The organism is Pseudomonas sp. 1L-E-NC-VB-C3 (assembly GCF_057291535.1).
Genome location: NZ_JBXAWD010000001.1, coordinates 127,353 through 151,302 on the forward strand (window position 1 = coordinate 127,353; position 23,950 = coordinate 151,302).

At 60.9% G+C, this 23,950-nt stretch carries 20 protein-coding genes; 10 read left to right on the top strand and 10 right to left on the bottom strand.

The features are described from left to right. Positions 1 to 174: 174 nt before the first annotated feature. The gene (gene gbcB, locus AC0Z5Z_RS00555; protein ID WP_016772824.1) at positions 175 to 1,275 is read right to left on the bottom strand and encodes a glycine-betaine demethylase subunit GbcB; all 1,101 of its coding nucleotides are present in this window, start codon (positions 1,273 to 1,275) and stop codon (positions 175 to 177) included. A gap of 296 nt (positions 1,276 to 1,571) precedes the next feature. On the opposite strand from gbcB, the gene gbcA reads away from it, so the two are divergent. After that, positions 1,572 to 2,867 carry a glycine-betaine demethylase subunit GbcA gene (gbcA, locus tag AC0Z5Z_RS00560; RefSeq protein WP_016772823.1) on the top strand — a complete coding sequence of 432 codons (1,296 nt, stop codon included), beginning with the start codon at positions 1,572 to 1,574 and terminating at the stop codon, positions 2,865 to 2,867. A gap of 876 nt (positions 2,868 to 3,743) precedes the next feature. Here gbcA and etfB read toward each other — a convergent pair. The 6 genes from etfB to AC0Z5Z_RS00590 form a co-directional block, all read right to left on the bottom strand. Beyond that, positions 3,744 to 4,514, bottom strand: a complete 771-nt coding sequence (etfB, locus tag AC0Z5Z_RS00565; protein WP_095181374.1) for an electron transfer flavoprotein subunit beta — start codon at positions 4,512 to 4,514, stop codon at positions 3,744 to 3,746. 9 nt (positions 4,515 to 4,523) lie between these two features. Then, a complete protein-coding gene (gene etfA / locus AC0Z5Z_RS00570; RefSeq protein WP_252879020.1) occupies positions 4,524 to 5,744 on the bottom strand; it encodes an electron transfer flavoprotein subunit alpha in 1,221 nt (406 codons plus the stop codon). Next, positions 5,744 to 7,693 (bottom strand): dimethylglycine demethylation protein DgcB, encoded by a 1,950-nt coding sequence (gene dgcB, locus AC0Z5Z_RS00575; RefSeq protein WP_485610574.1) that lies wholly within the window; start codon positions 7,691 to 7,693, stop codon positions 5,744 to 5,746. The genes etfA and dgcB overlap by 1 nt, the downstream gene beginning before the upstream one ends. 152 nt (positions 7,694 to 7,845) lie before the next feature. Next, positions 7,846 to 9,906 (bottom strand): dimethylglycine demethylation protein DgcA, encoded by a 2,061-nt coding sequence (gene dgcA / locus AC0Z5Z_RS00580; protein ID WP_485610575.1) that lies wholly within the window; start codon positions 9,904 to 9,906, stop codon positions 7,846 to 7,848. A gap of 15 nt (positions 9,907 to 9,921) precedes the next feature. Then, positions 9,922 to 10,452 (bottom strand): 4-vinyl reductase, encoded by a 531-nt coding sequence (locus AC0Z5Z_RS00585; RefSeq protein WP_039757633.1) that lies wholly within the window; start codon positions 10,450 to 10,452, stop codon positions 9,922 to 9,924. 105 nt (positions 10,453 to 10,557) lie between these two features. After that, on the bottom strand, positions 10,558 to 11,535 hold the full coding sequence (locus AC0Z5Z_RS00590) for a dipeptidase (protein WP_024014597.1): 978 nt from the start codon (positions 11,533 to 11,535) through the stop codon (positions 10,558 to 10,560). A 231-nt stretch (positions 11,536 to 11,766) separates the two neighbouring features. On the opposite strand from AC0Z5Z_RS00590, the gene AC0Z5Z_RS00595 reads away from it, so the two are divergent. Together AC0Z5Z_RS00595 and AC0Z5Z_RS00600 are read left to right on the top strand one after the other, a co-directional pair. Continuing rightward, positions 11,767 to 12,168: a lysozyme inhibitor LprI family protein gene (locus AC0Z5Z_RS00595; protein WP_236167684.1), complete on the top strand. Its 402-nt coding sequence runs from the start codon at positions 11,767 to 11,769 to the stop codon at positions 12,166 to 12,168. A gap of 48 nt (positions 12,169 to 12,216) precedes the next feature. Continuing rightward, positions 12,217 to 12,633, top strand: a complete 417-nt coding sequence (locus tag AC0Z5Z_RS00600) for a DUF3010 family protein (protein ID WP_016772815.1) — start codon at positions 12,217 to 12,219, stop codon at positions 12,631 to 12,633. Between the two features lie 134 nt (positions 12,634 to 12,767). Here the strand turns inward: AC0Z5Z_RS00600 and AC0Z5Z_RS00605 are convergent, their stop codons facing one another. Next, entirely contained in the window at positions 12,768 to 13,712 is a 945-nt protein-coding gene (locus AC0Z5Z_RS00605; protein ID WP_041476759.1) for a GlxA family transcriptional regulator, read from the bottom strand. Positions 13,713 to 13,903: 191 nt separating this feature from the next. On the opposite strand from AC0Z5Z_RS00605, the gene AC0Z5Z_RS00610 reads away from it, so the two are divergent. From AC0Z5Z_RS00610 to AC0Z5Z_RS00635, 6 genes are all read left to right on the top strand, one after another. Next, positions 13,904 to 14,848 carry a choline ABC transporter substrate-binding protein gene (locus AC0Z5Z_RS00610; protein WP_016772813.1) on the top strand — a complete coding sequence of 315 codons (945 nt, stop codon included), beginning with the start codon at positions 13,904 to 13,906 and terminating at the stop codon, positions 14,846 to 14,848. A 120-nt stretch (positions 14,849 to 14,968) separates the two neighbouring features. After that, entirely contained in the window at positions 14,969 to 15,856 is an 888-nt protein-coding gene (cdhC, locus tag AC0Z5Z_RS00615; RefSeq protein ID WP_485610576.1) for a 3-dehydrocarnitine:acetyl-CoA trimethylamine transferase CdhC, read from the top strand. A 133-nt stretch (positions 15,857 to 15,989) separates the two neighbouring features. Further along, positions 15,990 to 16,955, top strand: a complete 966-nt coding sequence (locus AC0Z5Z_RS00620; RefSeq protein ID WP_150636865.1) for an L-carnitine dehydrogenase — start codon at positions 15,990 to 15,992, stop codon at positions 16,953 to 16,955. A gap of 127 nt (positions 16,956 to 17,082) precedes the next feature. After that, positions 17,083 to 17,559, top strand: a complete 477-nt coding sequence (locus tag AC0Z5Z_RS00625) for a thioesterase family protein (RefSeq protein WP_485610577.1) — start codon at positions 17,083 to 17,085, stop codon at positions 17,557 to 17,559. Between the two features lie 28 nt (positions 17,560 to 17,587). Next, a complete protein-coding gene (locus AC0Z5Z_RS00630; protein ID WP_485610578.1) occupies positions 17,588 to 18,751 on the top strand; it encodes a gamma-butyrobetaine dioxygenase in 1,164 nt (387 codons plus the stop codon). Positions 18,752 to 19,122: 371 nt separating this feature from the next. Beyond that, positions 19,123 to 19,386 carry a hypothetical protein gene (locus tag AC0Z5Z_RS00635; protein WP_008083190.1) on the top strand — a complete coding sequence of 88 codons (264 nt, stop codon included), beginning with the start codon at positions 19,123 to 19,125 and terminating at the stop codon, positions 19,384 to 19,386. 89 nt (positions 19,387 to 19,475) lie between these two features. Here AC0Z5Z_RS00635 and gbdR read toward each other — a convergent pair whose 3' ends face one another. Together gbdR and AC0Z5Z_RS00645 are read right to left on the bottom strand one after the other, a co-directional pair. Then, a complete protein-coding gene (gene gbdR / locus AC0Z5Z_RS00640) occupies positions 19,476 to 20,579 on the bottom strand; it encodes a choline metabolism transcriptional regulator GbdR (RefSeq protein WP_007949927.1) in 1,104 nt (367 codons plus the stop codon). 547 nt (positions 20,580 to 21,126) lie between these two features. Then, entirely contained in the window at positions 21,127 to 22,503 is a 1,377-nt protein-coding gene (locus AC0Z5Z_RS00645) for an L-serine ammonia-lyase (protein WP_485610579.1), read from the bottom strand. A 435-nt stretch (positions 22,504 to 22,938) separates the two neighbouring features. On the opposite strand from AC0Z5Z_RS00645, the gene AC0Z5Z_RS00650 reads away from it, so the two are divergent. Next, positions 22,939 to 23,886, top strand: coding sequence for a choline ABC transporter substrate-binding protein (locus tag AC0Z5Z_RS00650; RefSeq protein ID WP_095181365.1), 948 nt, complete (start codon positions 22,939 to 22,941; stop codon positions 23,884 to 23,886). Positions 23,887 to 23,950: the final 64 nt, after the last annotated feature.

Here is a 23,950-nt window from a genome sequence, read left to right on the forward strand (position 1 = left end):
TGATTTTCAGCTTCGTCACAACTCCACTGCTTTATTTCAGCGCGTCGTTTTTTGGACACCCCGTCCGGTAGCTCTGGCGCGTAAAAGCGGTAGAACTTCACACAGATACAACATCGATAAAAAACTGCCATGACTTGTCCGTCATGGCAATTAGGAAGCCTTTACTTTTCTTCATTAAAACTCAATCCGCACATCCCCCTTCGGCACGCTGCAGCACGACAGGATAAACCCTTCCGCCTCGTCGTCCTCGGTAATCCCGCCGTTGTGCTCCATCTCCACTTCGCCGCCCAGTTTCATCACCTTGCACGTTCCGCAAATGCCCATGCCGCAGGCTTTCGGGATCATCAGGCCGAGTTTGGCGGCGGCTGCGTGGACGGTTTCGCCCGGGCCGACGCGGATGCTTTTGCCGGAGGCGGTGAATTCGACCTGATGCAGATCCGCGGCGTCGATTTCCGGCGCATCGGCGGCTTGTTCGGCCTGTTCCACCGCGTCGGCGCGGGCCTCGGGTGGCGTGGCGCCGAAGGATTCTTCGTGGTAACGCGACATGTCGTAGCCGGCCGCTTCCAGCAAGCGTTTGACCGCGGTCATGTACGGCGTCGGGCCGCAGCAGAACACTTCGCGCTCAAGGAAGTCCGGGACCATCAGTTCGAGCATCTTGTGATTCAGATAACCGCGATACCCGGCCCATGGCTCACCGAGGCCGTGCTTTTCGCAGATCAGGTGCAGGCTGAAGTTATCGATCCGCGAAGCCATGTGCTCGAGTTCGCGGTGGTAAATGATGTCTTTCGGCGAGCGCGCGCTGTGCACGAAGGTCATGTCGACGTTGGCATTGGTGTCGTAGAACCAGCGCGCCATCGACATGCACGGGGTGATGCCGACGCCGCCGCTCAAATACAGAACCTTCGGGCTCGGGAAGTCGATGGCGTTGAACAGCCCGACCGGGCCGTGCACCGCCAGCTCCTGACCTTCATGCAAAGTGTCATGCAACCAGTTCGAGACCTTGCCGCCCGGCACGCGTTTGATCGTCACCGAAAAGCTGTACGGCACCGACGGCGAGCTGGAGATGGTGTAGGAGCGCATGATCGGCTGGCCTTCGATTTCCAGCTCCAGGGTGACGAACTGCCCCGGCTTGAAGAAGAACAGGATCGGCTGGTCGGCCATAAAGCAGAAGGTGCGCACATCCCAGGTTTCCTGGATGACTTTGACGCAACGGACAATGTGTCGGCCATTGGCCCAGGTCTGGGTGGTGACCGGATTCAGGAAGCTGTTGGACATGCTGTTCTCCACGGCCGACTGTCGGCCTCTTGTCGGCGATTCTGCGTATAGCGCAGACCGTGCGTTTACCTATCCGCGACATTGACATACTTATCGCGACCAGCCCTTGAACACCGGGGCTTGCGCGTCGGGAACAGATTGCGCCGTGTCGCGCATGGATAAGGTTCCCCCCAGCGCCGGCCCCACACTCGCCCCAACACAAGACGACTTCTTTACACCTTGCGTAGCAACCGTTTTGCAGCACACCTGATCAGCCACTTTCGCCGGCCACGCAGAGGGCCATGAGGATTACATCGATGGACGTCACCGCAAAAATCAGCCTGGGCGATCCGCTGGAACCCGCACGCAAGGCCACCGCACAAATGCTGCAGGAGCGCGAGCGCACTTTTTCCCTGCCACAGCCGTTCTACAGCGACGAGCGCCTGTTCGATATCGATATGCAAGAGATCTTCCAGAAAGAATGGTTGATCGCCGGCATGACCTGCGAGATCCCGGCCAAGGGCAACTACCTGACCCTGCAGGTCGGCAAGAACCCGATCATCGTCATTCGCGGTGCCGAGGGCGTGGTGCACGCGTTCCACAACGTCTGCCGCCACCGTGGCTCGCGCCTGTGCACCAGTGAAAAAGGCAAAGTCGCCAAACTGGTCTGCCATTACCACCAGTGGACCTACGAACTGGACGGTCGCCTGCTGTTTGCCGGCACCGAGATGGGCGCCGACTTCGACATGAAGCAGTACGGCCTGAAACCGGTGAACGTGAAGACCGCTGGCGGCTACATCTTCATCAGCCTGGCAGAGAACCCGCCGGCCATCGATGACTTCCTGTCGACGCTCAACCATTACATGGAACCGTACGACATGGAGAACACCAAGGTGGCGATCACCACCACCTTGATGGAAAAGGCCAACTGGAAACTGGTGCTGGAAAACAACCGCGAGTGCTACCACTGCAACGCATCGCACCCGGAACTGTTGAAAACCCTGCTGGAATGGGACGACGTCACCGACCCGCGCGCCGATCAGGCGTTCAAGGATCACGTCGCCGCTTCCGCCGCTGCCTGGGAAGCGGAAAAGATCCCTTACGCTCACGCCAGTTTCGGCTTGCGCAACCGTATCGTGCGCATGCCGCTGCTCAAGGGCACCGTGTCGATGACCCTCGACGGCAAACAGGGCTGCGCCAAACTGATGGGCCGCATCAAGAACCCGGACCTGGGCTCGATGCGCATCCTGCACCTGCCGCACTCGTGGAACCACTGCATGGGCGATCACATCATCGTCTTCACCGTGTGGCCGATCAGCGCCCAGGAAACCATGGTCACCACCAAGTGGCTGGTGCACAAGGACGCGGTGGAAGGTGTCGATTACGACGTCGAGCGCATGCGCCAGGTGTGGGATGCGACCAACGATCAGGACCGCCGTCTGGCTGAGGAAAACCAGCGCGGGATCAACTCCACCGCTTACCAGCCGGGGCCTTACTCCAAAACCTATGAATTCGGCGTGGTCAACTTCGTCGACTGGTACAGCGAGAGGATGTTGAACAACCTCGGGGCTGAGCCAGCGCCTTACCTCAAAGGCGTACCGGTTCAGGGCTGATCAAGAGCAAAAGATCGCAGCCTGCGGCAGCTCCTACAGGTGGAATGCATTCCCCTGTGGGAGCGAGCCTGCTCGCGAAGACGCCCTGACCCACGCTACATCTCCCAGCTGATCAATTTCCGATCAACCACCCCCGCCCCCATACCCACCAAGCCCTCCAGCCTTCCGCAAACAAGTTATCCACATACCCGCCCACAGCAAATGGGGGTAACTGTGGATGACTCAAAAAATATCCTGCTGATTTGCAAAGAAAAATCGTGACTTATGCTGAATCGCGGTTTCTCAAAACAATTGATCGTTTTTTGATCACACTCGTACATAGCACGTATTCAGAGGCCTGTAGCGGGTAGCGAACATGTTATCCACAGAAGCGCCAACAGAGATCGGGGACAACTTTCAATCTCCTGTGGAAAAACACCTGTGACTGGGGAAAACCCCTTCGCGTTAACAGCTCTCGGCGCCCGGGGATCACATTTGATCAATAATTGATCAAACCCATGTAAGGCCTGCTCCATATGGCGTACAGCTGATAGCGAACATCTTATCCACAGAAGCGCCAACAGAGATTGGGGGCAACTTCTCGATTAATACCGAGGGAAAAGCCCGTTAAATCCGTGAGTTACGCTGATCGTTTTTTGATCTTATGGCTGGAAGGCTTGAATGGCGTAGGGTACGAGCAAGGGCGAACACGTTATCCACAGCTTCGCCAACAGGGATTGTGGGTAAGCAGTACAGATTGGCGGTGAAGAAATGCCAATGTGGGAGCGAGCCTGCTCGCGAATGCGTCGGGTCAGTCGATGCATGTGTCGGCTGACAGTGCGCTTTCGCGAGCAGGCTCGCTCCCACAGGAGTTATTCCATGCCTGGAAGAGGGTGACTAGCGGACAACGCCCTCTTCAATCAGCAGCTTCAGAATCGCCTCCGCCCCAGCCTGCGCGGTAACGCCCTTGAGCACCTGCCCACCGCCACCACTGGCTTTGGCCGTAGCGGCCTTCATCCGGTCGGCGCCGCTCTTCGCCTTGATCACCTTCAAGCGCTTGGGTCGTGGCTTGGCCGGTTGCAGCGTGGCGACGGCCAACAATTGGTCCTCAACAACTTCAACGTCATCGGCGGCCAATTCGCCCCGTCGCGCCGGGCCGTACGCGCTCTGCCGAGGCTTCGGGGCGGCGTTATCCACAGTCGCCAGAAACGGCAGTTTCACCTTCAAGCGGCGTCGCTGCCCGCGCGGCAACGCTTGCAGGACCAGCGCCGAACCGTCATTGATTGATTCGACCTGCGCCAGGCCCACCACCAGCGGCCAGCCCAGGCCTTCGGCCAGGAGGAACGGCAACATCCCCGAACCTTCCCCGGTTTCCGCTTGGCTGCCGGTCAGCACCACTTGCGCCCCGGCGTCGCGCAGGTACGCGGTCAGCGCCGGCAATGCATCGGCGCCAACGGGTTGTTCCAGCACATGCAGCTGTTCCAGGCCCATGCCCAGATAGGCACGCAGGGCCGGTTCGGCAACATCACCGGCATGCAGCACTTGCAGGTTATCCCCAGCCAATTGCAGGCCCAGTTCCACCGCGCGCGCATCCTGATCGGCGCGCCGTGGCCGACCTGAGGTCGGGTGAGCGCCGATTGAAACCAGACTGATAACGTTCGTGTTCATAGGGTTTCCTTACGCCGCATCGCGCTTGGCTTCGTTGCGGTAAGCCGCGACCGCTTCGATCAACGCTTGCAGAATTTCTGCGCTTTCGCCGATCACCGAGAGGTCGGCACGCTTGATCATGTCGCAACCCGGATCGAGGTTGATTGCCACCACCTTGTCGCAGGCGCCAATGCCTTGCAGGTGCTGGATTGCGCCAGATATACCCACAGCCACATAGACCCGCGCGGTGACCCAGGTGCCGGACGCGCCAACCTGGCGATCCCGCGCCATGAAGCCGTCGTCCACCGCCACCCGCGAAGCGCCTTCGGTGGCGCCGAGGGCTGCGGCCGTTTCGTGGAACAACTGCCAATCCTTGACGCCGTTGCCGCCGGAGAAAATGAACTCCGCTTCGGCCATCGGAATCGCTGCCGGATCCACCGCCACGGCACCAAGATCTTCGATTCGCGACAAGCTGCGCGCGACGCTTGTGGATAACTCCACTGGCAACGCTTCGTGACGAGTTTCGCTGACCGGTTCTGCGCATTCGGCAGCGGCGAGAATCAACCGCGCCACCGGACGCGCCAGATCTTGCAATCCGGCCCCGGCGCGGCCGATGCACTCCTGATCCTTGACCTGCCAGACCCGCGTGGCCGGACGCTCGCCCAGTGCAGCAGCAAAGCGCCGGCCGAGTTCGCCGCCACCGCTGCGGCTGTCCGGCAGCAACCAGTGACGCGGGTTGAATTGGTTATCCACAGCGCGCAAGCCCTGCACCCGTTGTTCCGGTGCATAACCGCTGAATTCATCGCCTTCGAGCAGCAACAGGCGATCGACGCCAGCGGTCTCGAAAGCGCTTTCCTTATGCTCGCCGAACACCACGGCGAGCACCGCACCATCGGTGCCGGCCAGTTGGTGAGCAAGGCCGAGCAGATCGCGGTCGTGGCTGCTCAGGCGACCACCGACCATATCCGGCACCACACTGATGTAGAACGCCGGGGCCGGTACCTGACGCAGCGGCAACTGCACTTCAACAGCAGCCGAGCGTTTGACCGCCCCACCCTGCTGCGCGCCGCTGCGGTCAATGCGTTTGATGCCGTTGGGGCCGATAAAACCCATGCCGTGCAGATTCTTGCGGATGACGCCGTTAGGCCCCATCCAGCTGTGTTGCGCCGGTTGCATCGCCGCGTGCAGCGGATGCAGGCGGTTGCGCGCAATCCATTCGGCGCGCGGGTCGCGGCGGATAATGTCGCTCATCAGTGCACCTCCGCAGGTTCACGTTTGGCCGGCGTGGCAGGCTTGCTTGGCGCGGCGTCTTCGAGCAGCGCGTCGGCCACCAGTTCGGCGATGTCCTTGATCAGCGGACGCGGTTCGACCACGCCTTCGAGCATCGCCGTGCACTGTGGACAACCCACCGCCACCAGTTCGGCGCCGGTTTCGCGGATGTCTTCCATGCGCATGTCGGGGATGCGCTGCTTGCCCGGAATGTCGGTGATCGGCGCGCCGCCACCGCCGCCGCAGCAGCGTGAGCGGAAGCCGGAACGTTGCATCTCTTTGACTTCGATGCCGAGGGCACGCAGCACTTCGCGCGGCGCTTCGTACTCGCCGTTGTAGCGGCCCAGGTAGCATGGATCGTGATAGGTCACGCTATTGCCTTTGTGCTGCCCGAGGTTGAGCGCGCCGGCCTGAATGATCTCGGCCATGTAACTGCTGTGGTGCTGCACCAGATAGTTGCCGTCGAAGGCGCCGTACTCGTTTTTCAGCACATGGAAACTGTGCGGATCGCAGGTGACGATGCGGTTGAAGCTGTATTTGGCCAACGTCTGGATATTGCGTTTGGCGAGCTGCTGGAACGTTGCTTCGTCGCCGAGACGGCGGGCCACATCGCCGCTGTCGCGTTCCTCAAGACCGAGTACAGCGAAGTCGACTTTCGCTGCCTTCAGCACTTTGACGAAGGCACGCAGGGTGCGCTGGTTGCGCATGTCGAAGGCGCCGTCGCCGACCCAGAAGAGCACGTCGGTGGATTTCTTTTCGCTGAGCAGAGTGAGGTTCAGGTCCGCTGCCCAGTTCATCCGCCCGCCGGGGGCGAAACCGCCGGGGTTGTCGGTTGCAATAAGGTTCTCGAGAACTTCGGCACCCTTGTTCGGCGTCGCGCCTTTTTCCAAGGTCAGATGCCGGCGCATGTCGACGATCGCATCGACGTGCTCGATCATCATCGGGCACTCCTCGACGCAGGCACGGCAGGTGGTGCAAGACCACAGGGTTTCGGCGTCGACCAGACCATTGACGATCGGTTGGTGCGGATTGCCGCCATGCTCGCCGATTGGTTTGCCCGGATACGGGCTGCCGGCGAACTTAGCGTCAGTGCCGCCGGCGAGGCCGACGACCATGTCCTGAATCAGTTTTTTCGGGTTCAGCGGCTGGCCGGCGGCGAAGGCCGGGCACGCTGCTTCGCACTTGCCGCACTGCACGCAGGCGTCGAAACCGAGCAACTGGTTCCAGGTGAAATCCTTGGGTTTTTCCACGCCCAGCGGCGCATCGGGATTGTTCAGGTCCAGCGGCTTCAAACCGGTCGAGCGCCCGCCGCCAAAGCGTTCCGGGCGACGGTGCCAGGCCAGGTGCAGCGCTCCGGCAAAGGCGTGTTTCATCGGCCCGCCCCAGGTCATGCCGAAGAACAGCTCCGACACGCCCCACAGCACGCCAACACCGAGGATGGCGGCGAGCACCCAACCGCCGAAGTTTTCCGGCAGGATTCCCGCCACCGGCAGGGTCACCAGGAAAAACGACGCGGAGAAGGCCAGCAGGCTTTTCGGCAGGCGCATCCACGGGCCTTTCGACAGACGCGCAGGTGGATTGACCCGGCGCAGATACATGAAGATCGCGCCGACAAACATCACCGCCGACATCAGCAGCAAGGCGTAGCCAAGGATGCGGTTATGCAGGCCGAAACCGTGCACCAGAGTGGCCAGCACAATCGACGCCACCGCACCGCCCGCCGTGGCGACGTGGGTGTTGGCAATGTATTTGTCCCGCGCGACGACGTGGTGCAGGTCGACCATGTAGCGCTTGGGCATGGCCAGCAGACCGCCGAGCAGATCGACCTTCGCCGCCCGCCCCCGGCGCCACATGTTCATCCGCCGCAACGCGCCGAGGACAGCAAGGCCCAGGGCTGCGAACAACAGGATTGGAAGAAGGGTGTTCAACATGGTGAAGCTCCCACCAGACAGCCTGGAGAAACACGATCCGCTTTACTGTGGGAGCGAGCCTGCTCGCGAAAGCGCTGGGTCAGTCGACATCAGCGTCAACTGACAGATAGCATTCGCGAGCAGGCTCGCTCCCACAGGGTTATGTGCAAGCCTTAAAAGTCTTTACACAGTCTGAGTGCGTCATAGATCGCGGCGTGGGTATTACGCTGCGCCACGCAGTCGCCGATGCGGAACAGCAAGTAGCCGTCGCCCGCTTCGCTCAGCGAAGGTTGCGGCTGGATCGCGAACAGCGCTTCGACGTCGATCTGGCCCTTGTTGCGCGAGCCGTCCTTGAGCGCGTAGTAGATTTCCTCGTCCGGGCGTACGCCGTTTTCGACGACCACCTGATCGACCACCCGCTCCTCTTTCGCGCCGGTGTATTCGTTCTCCAGCACCGCGATCAGCTTGTCGCCCTCGCGGTAGACCTTCTCCAGCATCATGTCGCCGGTCATGATCACTTCTTTCGGGTACATGCTGCGGTAATAGGTCGGGAACGACGTGCCGCCGATGGCCACGCCCGGTTTGATGTCGTCGGTGACGATCTCGACCTGGCTGCCCTTGTCGGCGAGGAAGTCGGCCACCGACATGCCGGTGAACTCGCAGATGGTGTCGTAGACCAGCACGTTCTTGCCCGGCGCAACCTTGCCGTCGAGCACGTCCCAGCTGCTGACCACCAGCCCTTCGGCCGCGCCCCAGTGCTCGTTCTGCTCAAGGTACGGATGACCGCCGACCGCCAGCACCACCACGTCCGGACGCAGGTCCATGATGGTGTCGGCATCCGCCGCCGTGCCCAGGCGCAGATCGACTTTCAGCCGCGCCAGTTCCAGCTGGAACCAGCGAGTGATGCCGGCGATCTGGTCACGCTGCGGTGCTTTCGATGCGGTGGTGATCTGCCCGCCGATGAAGTCTTTTTTCTCGAACAGCGTGACGTCGTGGCCACGCTCGGCAGCCACGCGTGCGGCTTCCATCCCGGCCGGGCCGGCACCAACGACCACCACTTTGCGTTTCGGCCCGGTGGATTTCTCGATGATGTGCGGCACGCCCATGTATTCACGGGAGGTCGCGGCGTTCTGGATGCACAGCACGTCCAGGCCCTGATACTGGCGGTCGATGCAATAGTTGGCGCCGACGCACTGCTTGATCTGGTCGATCTGGCCCATCTTGATCTTGGCGATCAGGTGCGGGTCGGCGATGTGCGCGCGGGTCATGCCGACCATGTCGACGTAACCGCCTTCAAGGATGCGCGTGGCCTGGTTCGGGTCCTTGATGTTCTGCGCGTGCAGCACCGGCACCTTGACCACTTCCTTGATCCCGGCAGCCAGATGCAGGAACGGCTCCGGTGGATAACTCATGTTCGGAATGACGTTGGCCAGGGTATTGTGGGTGTCGCAACCCGAGCCGACCACGCCGATGAAGTCGAGCATGCCGGTGTCGTCGTAATACTTGGCGATCTGCTTCATGTCCTCGTGGGACAAGCCGTCCGGGTGGAACTCGTCACCGCACAGGCGCATGCCCACGCAGAAATCGTCACCGACCTCGGCGCGCACGGCTTTGAGCACTTCCAGGCCGAACTTCATCCGCCCTTCGAAGGTGCCGCCCCATTCGTCGGTACGCTTGTTGACGCGCGGGCTCCAGAACTGGTCGATCATGTGCTGGTGCACGGCCGACAGTTCGACGCCATCGAGGCCACCGGCCTTGGCCCGGCGCGCAGCCTGGGCGTAGTTGCCGATCACTCGCCAGATCTCTTCCGGCTCGATGGTTTTGCAAGTGGCGCGGTGCACCGGTTCACGGATGCCCGAGGGCGACATCAAGGTCGGCCAGTTGAAGCCGTCCCAGCGCGAGCGCCGGCCCATGTGGGTAATCTGGATCATGATCTTGGCGCCATGCTTGTGCATGGCGTCGGCCAGATTCTGGAAGTGCGGAATGATCCGGTCGGTGGACAGATTGACCGAACTCCACCATTCCTGCGGGCTGTCGATCGCCACCACGGACGAACCGCCACAGATGGCCAGGCCGATGCCGCCCTTGGCTTTCTCTTCGTAATACTTGACGTAGCGGTCGGTGGTCATGCCACCGTCAGTCGCATAGACCTCGGCGTGCGCGGTGCTGAGCACGCGGTTGCGGATGGTCAGTTTGCCGATCTGGATCGGCTGGAACATTGCTTCGAAAGCCATGGCACGGTCCTCGGCTTACAACGGCTTGACGATGAACAGGCCGTCATCGTGGCCCTCTTCGGAGCCTCCGTAGACTTGTTCGGCCACAGTACGGATCTTGCTGCCACGGGCTTCGAGGATCTGATCCATGGCACCGGCGAACCAGCCGGTGAACATGTAGTCGACCTTGCGCCCGACCTTGCCGTAGACATAGACAAACGCCGAGTGCTCGAGCTTGACGCTGGCGGTGCCTTTGTCGAGGTCGATGTCCTGGATCTTGAACAGACCCCAGCCGCGCTGCGACAGGCGTTTCATGTAGTGCTCGAACACCGCGACGCCTTCCAGGCCGTGGCATTCGGCTTCCTTTTCACACCAGTGCCAGGCGGATTTGTAGCCGGCCTTGTAGAGGATCTCGGCGTAGGCTTCAGCGCCGAGCACTTCCTCGATGCCCATGTGGTTGTTGACGAAAAAGTGACGCGGCACATAGAGCATTGGCAGGGCGTCGGAGGTCCAGACACCGGTCTCGCTGTCGACTTCGATAGGCAATTGCGGGGCGATCTTGGCCATGGAAACTTAACTCCAGAAAAATGATGGTTCAGTGTTGGCCGCGGCCCTCACCCCAGCCCTCTCCCGCAGGAGAGGGGGCAGATCGGCGGCGGTCTTGAGAAAGCGTTATTCGCCCCAGACGTTCTTAAGAACGCTTACCCAGTTCTCACCCATGATCTTGCGCACCACACGCTCGGAATGGCCGCGCTTGAGCAGGGTTTCGGTGAGGTTGGGGAATTCGCCGACGGTACGGATGCCCAGCGGGTTGATGATCTTGCCGAAGCTGGTCAGGCGGCGGGCGTAGCCCTTGTCGTGGGTCAGGTATTCGAAGAAGTCCTGGCCGTGACCCTGAGTGAAATCGGTGCCGATACCGATGGCGTCTTCGCCAACGATGTTCATGGTGTATTCGATGGCTTCGGCGTAATCGTCGATGGTCGAATCGATGCCCTTGGCGAGGAACGGCGCGAACATGGTCACGCCGACGAAACCGCCGTGGTCGGCAATGAACTTCAACTCTGCGTCGGACTTGTTGCGCGGATGTTCTTTGAGACCCGACGGCAGGCAGTGCGAGTAGCAGACCGGTTTTTTCGATTCGAGAATGACTTCTTCGGAGGTCTTGGAACCGACGTGGGACAGGTCGCACATGACGCCGACGCGGTTCATCTCGGCAACGATTTCGCGACCGAAACCTGACAGACCGCCGTCACGCTCGTAGCAACCGGTGCCGACCAGATTCTGGGTGTTGTAGCACATCTGCACGATACCGACGCCGAGCTGCTTGAACACCTCGACATAGCCGATCTGATCTTCAAAGGCATGGGCATTCTGGAAACCGAAGAGGATGCCGGTCTTGCCTTGTTCCTTGGCGCGACGGATGTCGGCGGTGGTGCGCACAGGCATCACCAGGTCGCTGTTTTCGCGGATCAGTTTCTGGCTGGCAGCGATGTTGTTCACGGTCGCCTGAAAGCCTTCCCACACCGACACAGTGCAGTTGGCCGCCGTCAGACCGCCCTTGCGCATGTCTTCGAACAGCTCGCGGTTCCATTTGGCAATGATCAGACCGTCGATAACGATGCTGTCGGCGTGTAATTCGGCTGGGCTCATCAGGCGTCCCCTTATTGGCAATTCATGCGCCGAATCGTCTGCCGGCGCTTTGGGGCCAGCATATGCCTCGGTGCCGGGGCGACCGGGTGCAAAAACGACAGGGGAATTGCCGAAAGCGTCAATCCGCGACAAAGGGTCGTCAGCCGCCCTCCTCGGCTGGCTGTTCAAGCCCGCGCGCTTGCGCCAGAATCTGCCGCAGCCTGCACCTACCAACGGATTAGAGCGACCCCAATGAAATCAATAATCCTCGCCCTGGCACTGATTGCGACCGGCGCCCACGCCGCCGAAGAATCCGAGAACAACCCGTGCGACGCGGTGGAAAACGACATCCAGACCCTGGAATGCTCCGCCTACAGCCGCAGCACCGCCGAAGACCTGCTCAAAGACAACTACGCCAGCCTCAACGAGCGCATGCAGGCCGCCTACGGCAAGAACCCGACGCAACTGGCCGACATCACCGCCAAACTGAAAACCGCCCAGCAGCAGTGGTTGAAGACGCGGGATGCGGATTGCGCGGTGGAAGCGTTCCCGTCCACGGCGGGGAGCAAGGCCTTCACCATTGCGCAGAATGACTGTGTCGCGCGGATGAGTGATGAACGGTCGGAGTTTTTGGAGTCGATTGGGCAGGAGTGAGTGTTTTGAGCTGTAAGCTGAACCTTTTAAGCCAGTCTAAGGATTCCCATGAACATCTGCGGCATTGAAATCAAAGGCAGCGAAGCGATCATCGCCGTGGCGGCGCTCGATGGTTCGACGTTGAGCCACGTCCCTCTCGCCACGAAGAAGATTGCTCTGGATGACGACGACGAGGCGGCGAACGTGCGGCGGTTCGCGGCGCAGGTGGCATCGTTTGTGCGGGAGAACTCGGTGGACCGGATTGCGATCAAGAAGCGCAGCAAAAAGGGCGAGTTTGCCGGTGGGCCGACGACGTTCAAGATCGAGGGCGTGTTTCAACTGCTCGATGGTTGTGAGGTAACGCTGCTGTCGCCGCAGACGATCAATGCCCAGGCCAAGAAGCACAATTTCGAACTGCCCGGGACGTTGAACAAATATCAGCATGAGGCTTACAAGGCGGCGTGCTCGGCGTTGGTGAAGAAATAAGCCTCTCTCAGGCGCCGGAAATTATGTGGGAGCGAGCCTGCTCGCGAGTGCAATGTGTCAGGCAACATCAGTGTTGGATGACAGACCGCTTTCGCGAGCAGGCTCGCTCCCACATTGCTTTCATGCAAGCCCATTCACGCCTGCGCGGTACGCCGGTCTTCCCGGGGGCAGCGGGCGAAACGTGCGCGATAGCTGCGGGTGAAGTACGACGGTGATTCAAACCCGCAGGCAATGCTGACTTCGAGCACGCTCATGTCGGTCTGGCGCAGCAACTGCCGGGCCTTTTCCAGCCTTAACCGCAGATAGAAATTGCTCGGCGTATCGTTCAGATGCAGCCGGAACAAGCGCTCCAGTTGCCGCCGGGTCACCTTGATCGACTCCGCCAGTTGCAGCGTGGTCAGCGGTGGTTCGCTGTGCTGTTCCATCTCGCCGATCACCTGCACCAGTTTCTTGTTGCTGATGCCGTAACGCGTGGCGACTTCCATGCGCTGGTGATCCTTGCGCGGGCGGATGCGCCCGAGCACAAACTGCTCGCTGACCTGAATCGCCAGTTGCGGGCCGTGGGCCTGGGCGATCAGGTCGAGCATCAGATCAATCGAGGCCGTACCTCCCGCCGAGGTGATCCGCCGCCGGTCGATCTCGAACAGCTCCTGGGTGACGCTGAGCTGTGGATAAGATTCCTTGAAGGCATCGATCGCCTCCCAGTGCAGGGTCAGGCGATGGCCGTCGAGCAGGCCTGCTTCGGCAAGGACGAAGCTGCCGGTGTCGATCGCACCGAGGGTTACGCCGTCGTTGTCCAGCCTGCGCAACCAGTGCTCCAGCGTCGGCGTGATGAACTTCAGCGGTTCGAAGCCGGCCACCACCAGCAAGGTCGCGCCTTTCTTCAGCGGCTCCAGCGCTGCATCGGCGTTGACCGACATGCCGTTGCTCGCCAATACCGCGCCGCCATCGGCGCTGAGCACATGCCAGCGGTACAACTCGCCGCGAAAACGGTTGGCCACGCGCAACGGTTCGATCGCGGAAATAAAGCCGATGGCGGAGAACCCCGGCATCAGCAAAAAGTAGAAATCCTGGGACATGGGCGCACTCGGTTGGCGGGTCGCGTGGCTCGTTGATACGCCGATTATCGGCGGCGTTCAAGCGTGCAGGTCGCTACAGTGCAAATGCCAGTCGCCGCAGTGCGCTTTCACGGGTGCATAGCTGCGTAACTTGGCCTCACCGGCGCGCAGATGCCGGGAACGACAATAATCGAACTGCCGAGGAACCCGACATGAAACGACTGATCAGCAGCTGCGTTCTTGCACTCAGCGGTACCGCTTTTTTCAGCACCGGCGTAATGGCGGCCGAACCGGCCTCCTGCAAGAACGTACGCATGGGCGTGGTCAACTGGACTGACGTGATCGCCACCAGTGCCATGACCCAGGTCCTGCTCGACGGCCTCGGCTACAGCACCAAACAGACCAGCGCCTCCCAGCAGATTATCTTTGCCGGGATTCGCGATCAGCGCCTGGACCTGTTCCTCGGCTACTGGAACCCGCTGATGACGCAAACCATCACGCCGTTCGTCGAGGCCAATCAGGTGAAAGTGCTCGAAGCACCGAGCCTGAAAGATGCCCGCGCCACTCTCGCCGTACCGACCTATCTGGCTGACAAGGGCCTGAAAACCTTCGCCGACATCGCCAAATTCGAGAAGGAATTGGGCGGCAAGATCTACGGCATCGAGCCAGGCTCGGGCGCCAACACGCAGATCAAAGCGATGATCGCCAAGAACCAGTTTGGTCTGGGCAAATTCCAGCTCGTCGAATCGAGCGAGGCCGGCATGCTCGCCGCCGTCGATCGCGCCGTGCGCCGCAAGGAAGCCGTAGTGTTCTTCGGCTGGGCGCCGCACCCGATGAACGTCAACATCCAGATGACCTATCTGACCGGCAGCGAAGACGCCCTCGGCCCGAACGAAGGCATGGCCACGGTGTGGACGGTCACATCACCGAAGTACGCCGAGCAATGCCCGAACATCGGCCGCCTGCTGACCAACCTGACGTTCACCGCCGAATCCGAGAGCCGGATGATGCAGCCGCTGCTCGATCACAAGGATGCCTTCGAGTCGGCGAAGCAGTGGCTCAAGGATCACCCCGAAGACAAACAGCGCTGGCTTGAAGGTGTGACGACTTTCGATGGCAAACCGGCTGCTGAAAATCTGCAACTGACCAGCAAATAACCCCTCGATTGAAGAGCCCCTCACCCTGACCATCTCCCCAAGGGAGAGGGGAATTTGACGACGCTTCGCAGCCCCGCAACGGGCTGCGGACAGACCCATCACGCCTGAAGGAAACGCACCATGAACCACGACGTCATCATCACCTGCGCACTTACCGGTGCTGGCGACACGACCGCCAAAAGTCCACACGTGCCGATCACCCCGAAACAGATTGCCGCTGCAGCGGTGGAAGCGGCCAAGGCTGGCGCCACCGTGGTGCACTGCCATGTGCGCGATCCGCAGACCGGCAAGTTCAGCCGTGACGTGGCGCTGTACCGCGAAGTGATGGAGCGCATCCGCGAGGCGGACGTCGACATCATCGTCAACCTGACCGCCGGGATGGGCGGCGACCTGGAAATCGGCGCTGGCGAGAACCCGATGGAGTTCGGCCCGAACACCGATCTGATCGGTCCGCTGACCCGTCTCGCCCACGTTGAACAGTTGCTGCCGGAAATCTGCACCCTCGATTGCGGCACGCTGAACTTCGGCGACGGCGACACCATTTACGTCTCCACCCCGGCGCAACTGCGCGCCGGCGCCAAGCGCATCACCGAACTGGGGGTGAAGGCCGAACTGGAGATTTTCGACACCGGGCATCTGTGGTTCGCCAAGCAGATGATCAAGGAAGGCTTGCTCGACAACCCGCTGTTCCAGCTGTGCCTGGGCATCCCGTGGGGCGCACCGGCCGACACCACCACGATGAAAGCCATGGTCGACAACCTGCCCGCCGACGCGGTGTGGGCCGGCTTCGGCATCGGCCGCATGCAGATGCCGATGGCGGCGCAAGCGGTGCTGCTCGGCGGCAACGTGCGGGTCGGCCTGGAAGACAATTTGTGGCTGGACAAAGGTGTGCTGGCGACCAATGGCCAATTGGTTGAGCGCGCCACGGAGATCCTCAGCCGCCTCGGTGCCCGGGTGCTCACACCGGCAGAAGGCCGGAAGAAAATGGGCCTGACCCAGCGCGGCTGATCCATCACCCATTTCACCTGTAGGAGCTGCCGAAGGCTGCGATCTTTTGACTTTGATTTTTTAGAAGCAAGATCAAAAGATCGCAGCCTTCGGCAGCTCCTACAGGGTTCTTCGAACTCTTCAGGACATCACCATGCGCTTTATCACCGAAATCAAAACCTTCGCCGCTCTCGGTAGCGGTGTCATCGGCAGTGGCTGGGTCGCCCGTGCCCTCGCACACGGCCTCGACGTGGTGGCTTGGGACCCGGCGCCCGGCGCTGAGGCGGCATTGCGCCAACGCGTGGCCAATGCCTGGGGCGCGCTGGAGAAGAACGGCCTGGCGCCGGGTGCTTCGCAGGATCGTCTGCGCTTTGTCGCGACCATCGAGGAATGCGTGCGTGACGCCGATTTCATCCAGGAAAGCGCCCCGGAGCGGCTGGAACTGAAACTCGATCTGCACAGCAAAATCAGCGCCGCGGCCAAGCCCGATGCGCTGATCGGCTCCAGCACTTCAGGCCTGTTGCCCAGCGAGTTCTACGAGAGTTCGACGCACCCTGAACGCTGCGTGGTCGGGCATCCGTTCAACCCGGTTTATCTGTTGCCACTGGTCGAAGTCGTCGGCGGCAAAAATACCGCGCCGGAAGCGGTGCAAGCGGCGATGCAAGTCTACGAATCCCTCGGCATGCGCCCGTTGCATGTGCGCAAGGAAGTGCCGGGTTTCATCGCCGATCGCTTGCTTGAAGCGCTGTGGCGTGAGGCGTTGCACCTGGTCAACGACGGTGTCGCGACGACCGGCGAGATCGACGATGCAATCCGTTTTGGCGCTGGTCTGCGCTGGTCGTTCATGGGCACGTTCCTGACCTACACCCTGGCCGGCGGCGATGCCGGCATGCGCCACTTCATGTCGCAATTCGGTCCGGCGTTGCAGTTGCCGTGGACGTATCTGCCGGCACCGGAGCTGACCGACAAGCTGATCGATGACGTGGTCGATGGCACGACTGATCAGCTCGGTCGGCACAGCATTTCGGCGCTAGAGCGCTATCGTGATGATTGTTTGCTGGCGGTGCTTGAAGCGGTGAAGACCACCAAGGAAAAGCACGGAATGAGTTTCAGCGAATAGACCTTGCAGAGCGCTTCCGGCCCCTTCGCGAGCAGGCTCGCTCCCACAGGTAAACGCATTTCAATGTGGGAGCGAGCCTGCTCGCGAAGACGGCAGTCCAGTCATCATCAATGTTGGAACCGAGACCATGCCCCACCTCACCACCTACCAAACCACCATCTTCCCCGACTGGGTCGACTACAACGGCCACCTGCGCGATGCCTTCTACCTGCTGATCTTCAGCTACGCCACCGATGCGCTGATGGACCGCCTCGGCATGGACAGCAGCAACCGCGAGGCCAGCGGCCACTCGCTGTTCACCCTCGAACTGCACCTCAATTATCTGCACGAAGTGAAACTCGACACCGAGGTGGAAGTGCGCACGCAAATCATCGGCCATGACAGCAAGCGCCTGCACCTCTATCACAGCCTGCACAAGGTCGGCGATGAGCAAGAGTTGGCCGGCAATGAACAGATGCTTTTGCACGTCGACCTCGCCGGCCCGCGCTCGGCACCGTTCAGCCCGGATACGTTGCATCGCCTGCAAGCAATCGTCGCCGATCAGACCGACCTGCCCGCTCCCGCTTACATCGGCCGCGTGATCACGCTGCCACCCGCTCGGTAAATCCCCCCCCCATCGCCAAGGAGCCGCCATGAACACCGCCGTCGCTGTTGCCGATTTTCGTACTTATCCGTTGATCAGCGCGCTCGGTGGCGTGCAGCGTCTGGCGGATCGCGTTGTCATCGAATGGGCTGACGGTCGTGTCAGTCCGTTTCACCACTTATGGCTGCGCGACAATTGCCCATGTGATCAATGCGTCTACAGCGTCACTCGCGAACAGGTCTTCGAGAGCGTCGATGCCGCCGAGGATTTGCAACCGCTGGCCACGCGCATCGACACCGATGGCTGCCTGCGCATCGACTGGCAGGACGGTCACCTCAGCCGCTTCGATCCGGGCTGGCTGCGCGCACATGCCTATGACGATGAGTCCCGCGCCGAACGCCTGGCCGGCAAACCGCAGCCCCATTTGTGGCACAGCGATCTGCAGTTGCCGGTGTTCGACTACATCGCGCTGATGAACGACAACGCCGCGCTGCTGCAATGGTTGCTCGCCGTGCGCGACATCGGCCTGACCCAAGTGCGCGGCGTGCCCACCGAGCCGGGCTCGCTGAAGCTCATCGCGCAACGGATTTCCTTCATTCGCGAAAGCAATTTCGGCGTGCTGTTCAATGTGCAATCCAAAGCCGACGCCGACAGCAACGCCTACACCGCTTTCAACCTGCCATTGCACACGGATTTGCCGACTCGCGAGCTGCAACCGGGACTGCAATTTCTGCATTGCCTGGTGAATGATGCCGAGGGTGGCGAAAGTATTTTCGTCGATGGTTTTGCGATCGCCGACGCCTTGCGTCTGGAGGATCCGCAGCTGTTTGAGGCCCTGTGTGAAATACCCGTGGAGTTCCGCAACAAGGACCGGCACAGCGACTATCGCTGCCTGGCGCCGGTCATCGCTTTGGATGCGCTGGGCCGGGTGGCGGAGATTCGCATGGCCAACTTTCTGCGCGGGGCGTTCGATACGTCGGTGGCGCAGATGCCGTTGCTGTATCGCGCCTATCGGCGCTTGATTGCGATGACTCGCGAGACGCGATTCCGGCTGATGCAGCGGCTCAAGCCGGGCGAGTTGTGGTGCTTTGACAACCGCCGCACGCTGCATGCGCGCAATGCTTTTGATCCAGCGACCGGGGCGCGACATTTTCAGGGCTGCTATGTCGACCGGGATGAGTTGTTGTCGCGGATTCTGGTGTTGCAACGTTGAACCGAGTCATCGTTCTTCGCGAGCAGGCTCGCTCCCACAGGGGTACGCATTCCAAAGTGGGAGCGAGCCTGCTCGCGAAAGCGTCAGCGGGAACAACTAATCTCTGACTGATTCACAAGCAAAAAAAACTCCGATCAAGCCGTGACAGGATCGGAGCTGAGGAGGGTACTGTTGAGGAGCTGCCAGGCGAGGGTGACCAAACCTTCGTGAAGCGAGCTGGCGCCAGTGTGCCTAGTCGACAATCCAGTCGGTTAGCCGAAAACGACCTGTTCATAGTCGTCCCGGCCACCGCGACAAAACGCCCTTGCCGCGTCCGGTCGGGGCCACCAGAATCGAGCCAAGACCTCCGTTGCCACAGAAGGATTTGCGTAATGATGTACGCCGATTTGATTGACCAGGAAGATCTGTTGGGCCAGCTCAAGGCCTTGGGTATTCAGGTGCCGAGCGGTACCACCGCCGAGCAGGCCTGTGAGTGCGCGGTGCGTGGCCTGGATAATGTTCGCGCATTCGAACTGCGCAAGATGGTCAAGGACATGTACACCAGCGGCGCCAGCATTCAGCCGGCGGTGCGTCAGGCGATCGACAAACAGTTGTTGCCGGCCCTTGCGGATTACCAGCAGTCCCACAGCGCCTGAGAAAAGATCAAAAGATCGCAGCCTTCGGCAGCTCCTACAGGGGAACGTATTCCAAATGTAGGAGCTGCCGAAGGCTGCGATCTTTTGCTTTACAGCCTTACGCTGGCAAACGTCGACTCATTGCGCGCCTGACTCAGCGCTGACATCGGCCCCGACAGCGGCGACATCACGATGGCCTGCGGCAGTGGCAACATCGCCACTTGCTGGGTGGTGTTGGAGCCGACGCGCTCGTCACGCGGCGGGATGCCGAAGTACTCGCGATAGCACTTGGAGAAGTGCGGCGTGGAGACGAAACCACACACCGACGCCACTTCGATGATCGACATCGGCGTCTGCTTGAGCAGTTGCCGGGCGCGGATCAGGCGCAGCTTCAGGTAGTAGCGCGACGGCGAGCAGTGCAGGTATTTCTGGAACAACCGCTCCAGCTGTCGACGCGACACCGCGACATACACTGCCAGCTCATCAAGGTCGATCGGCTCTTCCAGATTGGCTTCCATCAACGCGACGATTTCCTGCAGCTTCGGCTGGTTGGTGCCGAGCATGTGCTTGAGCGGCACACGCTGGTGATCCTGTTCGTTGCGAATGCGCTCGTAGACGAACATTTCCGAGATCGCTGCCGACAGTTCACGACCGTGATCGCGGCTGATCAGGTGCAGCATCATGTCCAGCGGCGCGGTACCGCCGGAACTGGTGAAGCGGTTACGGTCGAGGGTGAACAGCCGTGTGCTCATGGCCACGCGCGGGAAAGCTTCCTGCATCGCCGCCAGACATTCCCAGTGCACGCTGCAATCGAAGCCATCGAGCAGACCGGCGCAGGCCAGCGCCCAACTACCGGTGCACACCGCGCCCAGACGCTTGGACTGGCGCGCCTGACTTTGCAGCCAAGAGACGTGTTCACGGGTCACGGTGCGTTGAATGCCGATGCCGCCGCAGACAATCACCGTGTCCAGGGGCGGGGCTTTGTGCATGGAGGCGTCGGGAGTGATCTGCAGACCGTCACTGGCCCAGACCTGGCCGCCATCGACGGTGAGGGTGCTCCAGCGATACAGCTCGCGACCGGACAACTGGTTGGCCATGCGCAGCGGCTCAACGGCGGACGCCAGGGAAATCAGCGTGAAATTGTCCAGCAGCAGAAAGCCGATGGATTGAGGCGCACGGTTCTGGGGTTGGGCCCCGGAGTTGAACGACGTCATCGCGGTATCTCCTCACACAAAGCGGGTGGCGGCCTCAGGCGGAGGCTCTTGTTATTGCCCGCGTCTCACAGAGAAAGCAGGCTTTGTTATGACAGAGCAATTGCCGTGCCTGAAATTGGACGGTCATTCAATAACTCCTGAAAACGACCTCGCGACGCGTCTATACGAGACCTCGGAACACGCCATTTCGAAGTGCCATCAGATGCCGCGAGAGCCCTGCCGCGCAGCCCGTGAGCAGATCGGTAGCACTTGTGGGAACTGGCCTGCAGAGGATTTGCACAGAGTGTCACCGCAAGCACGGGCGACGGACGGTCAGGTAACGACTGACGAGTCACGAGTGACAATGACGCTTGTCTGATTGCGACGCGCCAAAAGGTGGCGCGGCTGGATCGGGGTGTTCTTTTGTTGAGCAGTTTTGACTGGTCTGGCGCCTTCGCGAGCAGGCTCGCTCCCACATTGGAATCTGGGGTCCACAAATATTGTGTTCACTGGAGATCTATTGTGGGAGCGAGCCTGCTCGCGAAGCATTCACCCCGGTGTGGCTGGCTCAGCACTCAACAGCACTGACCGCCAAGCCACCGCGCGAAGTTTCTTTATATTTGTCATGCATATCAGCGCCGGTATCACGCATGGTGCGGATCACCCGGTCCAGCGAGATAAAGTGCTGACCGTCGCCACGCAGAGCCATTTGCGCCGCGTTGATGGCTTTCACTGCCGCGATTGCATTGCGCTCGATGCACGGCACCTGCACCAGGCCACCGACCGGATCGCAGGTCAGGCCCAGATTGTGCTCCAGGCCGATTTCCGCCGCGTTGCACAATTGCTCGGGCGTGGCGCCGAGAATCTCCGCCAGCCCTGCCGCCGCCATCGCGCAAGCCGAACCGACCTCGCCCTGGCAACCGACCTCGGCCCCAGAGATCGACGCATTCTTTTTGCAAAGAATGCCCACCGCCGCCGCGCCGAGGAAATAGTCGACGACGTTGGCGTCGGTGACCGCTTCGCTGAACTTCATGAAATAGTGCAGCACCGCCGGGATGATCCCCGCCGCGCCGTTGGTCGGGGCAGTGACCATGCGCCCGCCGGCAGCATTCTCTTCATTGACGGCAAGGGCGAACAGATTGACCCACTCCATCGCGCTCAGGGTCGAGCCGATGACATTGGGTTTATTCAGCTCTTGCAGGCTGCGGTGCAACTTCGCCGCACGCCGTCGCACGTTCAAGCCGCCGGGCAGAATGCCCTCGTGCTTGAGGCCCTGCTCGACGCAATCCTGCATCGCCCGCCACAGTTTCATCAGCCCGGCACGGATCTCTTCTTCGCTGCGCCAGACCTTTTCGTTGGCCATCATCAGTTCGGCGACGCGCAGGTTGTGCGTTTTGCACAACTGCAGCAGCTCGACCGCACTGGAGAAATCGTAGGGCAATTCGGTGCGATCCAGATCGACCACACCGCTGGCCGCTTGCGCCTCATCAACGACGAAGCCGCCGCCGACTGAATAGTAGGTGTCACGATGCAGCTCACCGAATTCGCCTTCGGCCACCAGGGTCATGGCGTTGGGATGGAATGGCAGGTTTTCGTCGATCAGGCGCATGTCCCGCGCCCACACAAACGGCACCGACAGGCGACCATCCAATAAAAGCATATGGGTTTCACGCAGCGCCTGAATGCGCGGGCCGATCTGCGCCGGGTCGATTGCGTCCGGCCACTCGCCCATCAGGCCCATGATCACCGCGTTGTCGCTGCCGTGGCCGATGCCGGTGGCCGACAGCGATCCGAACAACTGCACCTCGATGCGCCGCACCTGCTCCAGTTGATGCTTGCCGCGCAGCGACTCGACAAACAGTGCGGCGGCGCGCATCGGCCCGACGGTGTGGGAACTGGAAGGGCCGATGCCGATTTTGAACAGGTCGAAAACGCTGATAGCCATTGCTGCGAAGCTCCTGAGAATACCGGTCCGGGCGGCAAAAGCGCCCGCTGGCGGAGCTGCTACGCTCAAGCTGCGATCCGCCGAATGCCGGCATCATCGGGCTTTTGTCGGCGCGCACGGCGTCTGACACCGACGCAGTCATGTCCAGCAGCGTCGTCACGTTTTCGCCCCGCAAATACGCCGTTTTTATGCAGTCGAGCAGGTCATCGGGGGCGGAAAAAAGCTGTAAGCGACGTCACCGACACTGGAAGCGACCATCCCTGTACTGGATACGACCCTCCCTGTAGGCGTCAGATTTTCACTGGTACATGATCGGGATGACTCGATTGCAAGGCGCTGCGGTAGAGCTGTCTCAAAAACGCCACCAACCGCAACCCATAAGTGCGGTGGTCCACAGTCGGAACACTGCCAAAAAAAACACCAAGGAGTCCATCCATGAAAGGTTCCCCGTCGTTGTTGTTGGCCGCCCTGCTGAGTCTGCCGTTACTGGCGCAAGCCGCAGAACCGGCACAGTGCAGCCTCGTTAACTTCTCCGATGTCGGCTGGACCGACATCACCGCCACCACTGCTACCACTTCCGTTGTTCTCAACGCCCTCGGCTACAAGACCAAGACCACCATGATCTCCGTGCCCGTGACCTACAAGTCGCTGGCCGACGGCAAGAACATGGACGTGTTTCTCGGTAACTGGATGCCGACCATGGAGAACGACATCAAGCCGTATCGCGATGCCGGCACCGTCGACACCGTGCGCACCAACCTCAAGGGTGCCAAATACACCCTCGCCGTGCCGCAAGCCCTGTATGACAAAGGCCTGCATGACTTCGCCGACATCGCCAAATTCAAGAAAGAACTCGACGGCAAGATCTACGGCATCGAGCCGGGCAACGACGGCAACCGGCTGATCCAGAGCATGATCGACAAGGATGCCTTCGGCCTGAAAACCGCTGGCTTCAAGATCGTCGAATCCTCCGAGGCCGGCATGCTCTCGCAAGTCGACCGGGCGCAGAAGCGCGACACCGCCGTGGTCTTCCTCGGCTGGGCACCGCACCCGATGAACAAGCGCTTCAAGATTCAATACCTGACCGGCGGCGACGACTTCTTCGGCCCCGATTTCGGCGCAGCCACCGTGGCGACCAACACCCGCAAGGGTTACGCCGAAGAATGCAGCAACGTCGGTCAGCTGTTGAAAAACCTGGAGTTCACCGTCGACATGGAAAGTGAACTGATGGGCAACATCCTCGACGACAAGATGAAGCCTGACGCGGCCGCCAAGGCCTGGCTGAAAAAGAATCCACAGGTGCTCGAAACCTGGCTCGCTGGCGTGACCACCATTGACGGTAAACCAGGCCTGGAGGCCGTGAAAGCCAAGCTCGCGCCTTGATTTGAGGGGCACCGCTTATGCCGGGCAGGCGTGCCTGCCCGGGCTGTTAATTTCCTTGCATGCG

What these genes read in the sequence shown, in the direction of transcription:
- gbcB (WP_016772824.1), bottom strand. Translation starts at nt 1,275, where the DNA reads ATGTCCAACAGCTTCCTGAATCCGGTCACCACCCAGACCTGGGCCAAT.
- gbcA (WP_016772823.1), top strand. Translation starts at nt 1,572, where the DNA reads ATGGACGTCACCGCAAAAATCAGCCTGGGCGATCCGCTGGAACCCGCA.
- etfB (WP_095181374.1), bottom strand. Translation starts at nt 4,514, where the DNA reads ATGAACACGAACGTTATCAGTCTGGTTTCAATCGGCGCTCACCCGACC.
- etfA (WP_252879020.1), bottom strand. Translation starts at nt 5,744, where the DNA reads ATGAGCGACATTATCCGCCGCGACCCGCGCGCCGAATGGATTGCGCGC.
- dgcB (WP_485610574.1), bottom strand. Translation starts at nt 7,693, where the DNA reads ATGTTGAACACCCTTCTTCCAATCCTGTTGTTCGCAGCCCTGGGCCTT.
- dgcA (WP_485610575.1), bottom strand. Translation starts at nt 9,906, where the DNA reads ATGGCTTTCGAAGCAATGTTCCAGCCGATCCAGATCGGCAAACTGACC.
- AC0Z5Z_RS00585 (WP_039757633.1), bottom strand. Translation starts at nt 10,452, where the DNA reads ATGGCCAAGATCGCCCCGCAATTGCCTATCGAAGTCGACAGCGAGACC.
- AC0Z5Z_RS00590 (WP_024014597.1), bottom strand. Translation starts at nt 11,535, where the DNA reads ATGAGCCCAGCCGAATTACACGCCGACAGCATCGTTATCGACGGTCTG.
- AC0Z5Z_RS00595 (WP_236167684.1), top strand. Translation starts at nt 11,767, where the DNA reads ATGAAATCAATAATCCTCGCCCTGGCACTGATTGCGACCGGCGCCCAC.
- AC0Z5Z_RS00600 (WP_016772815.1), top strand. Translation starts at nt 12,217, where the DNA reads ATGAACATCTGCGGCATTGAAATCAAAGGCAGCGAAGCGATCATCGCC.
- AC0Z5Z_RS00605 (WP_041476759.1), bottom strand. Translation starts at nt 13,712, where the DNA reads ATGTCCCAGGATTTCTACTTTTTGCTGATGCCGGGGTTCTCCGCCATC.
- AC0Z5Z_RS00610 (WP_016772813.1), top strand. Translation starts at nt 13,904, where the DNA reads ATGAAACGACTGATCAGCAGCTGCGTTCTTGCACTCAGCGGTACCGCT.
- cdhC (WP_485610576.1), top strand. Translation starts at nt 14,969, where the DNA reads ATGAACCACGACGTCATCATCACCTGCGCACTTACCGGTGCTGGCGAC.
- AC0Z5Z_RS00620 (WP_150636865.1), top strand. Translation starts at nt 15,990, where the DNA reads ATGCGCTTTATCACCGAAATCAAAACCTTCGCCGCTCTCGGTAGCGGT.
- AC0Z5Z_RS00625 (WP_485610577.1), top strand. Translation starts at nt 17,083, where the DNA reads ATGCCCCACCTCACCACCTACCAAACCACCATCTTCCCCGACTGGGTC.
- AC0Z5Z_RS00630 (WP_485610578.1), top strand. Translation starts at nt 17,588, where the DNA reads ATGAACACCGCCGTCGCTGTTGCCGATTTTCGTACTTATCCGTTGATC.
- AC0Z5Z_RS00635 (WP_008083190.1), top strand. Translation starts at nt 19,123, where the DNA reads ATGATGTACGCCGATTTGATTGACCAGGAAGATCTGTTGGGCCAGCTC.
- gbdR (WP_007949927.1), bottom strand. Translation starts at nt 20,579, where the DNA reads ATGACGTCGTTCAACTCCGGGGCCCAACCCCAGAACCGTGCGCCTCAA.
- AC0Z5Z_RS00645 (WP_485610579.1), bottom strand. Translation starts at nt 22,503, where the DNA reads ATGGCTATCAGCGTTTTCGACCTGTTCAAAATCGGCATCGGCCCTTCC.
- AC0Z5Z_RS00650 (WP_095181365.1), top strand. Translation starts at nt 22,939, where the DNA reads ATGAAAGGTTCCCCGTCGTTGTTGTTGGCCGCCCTGCTGAGTCTGCCG.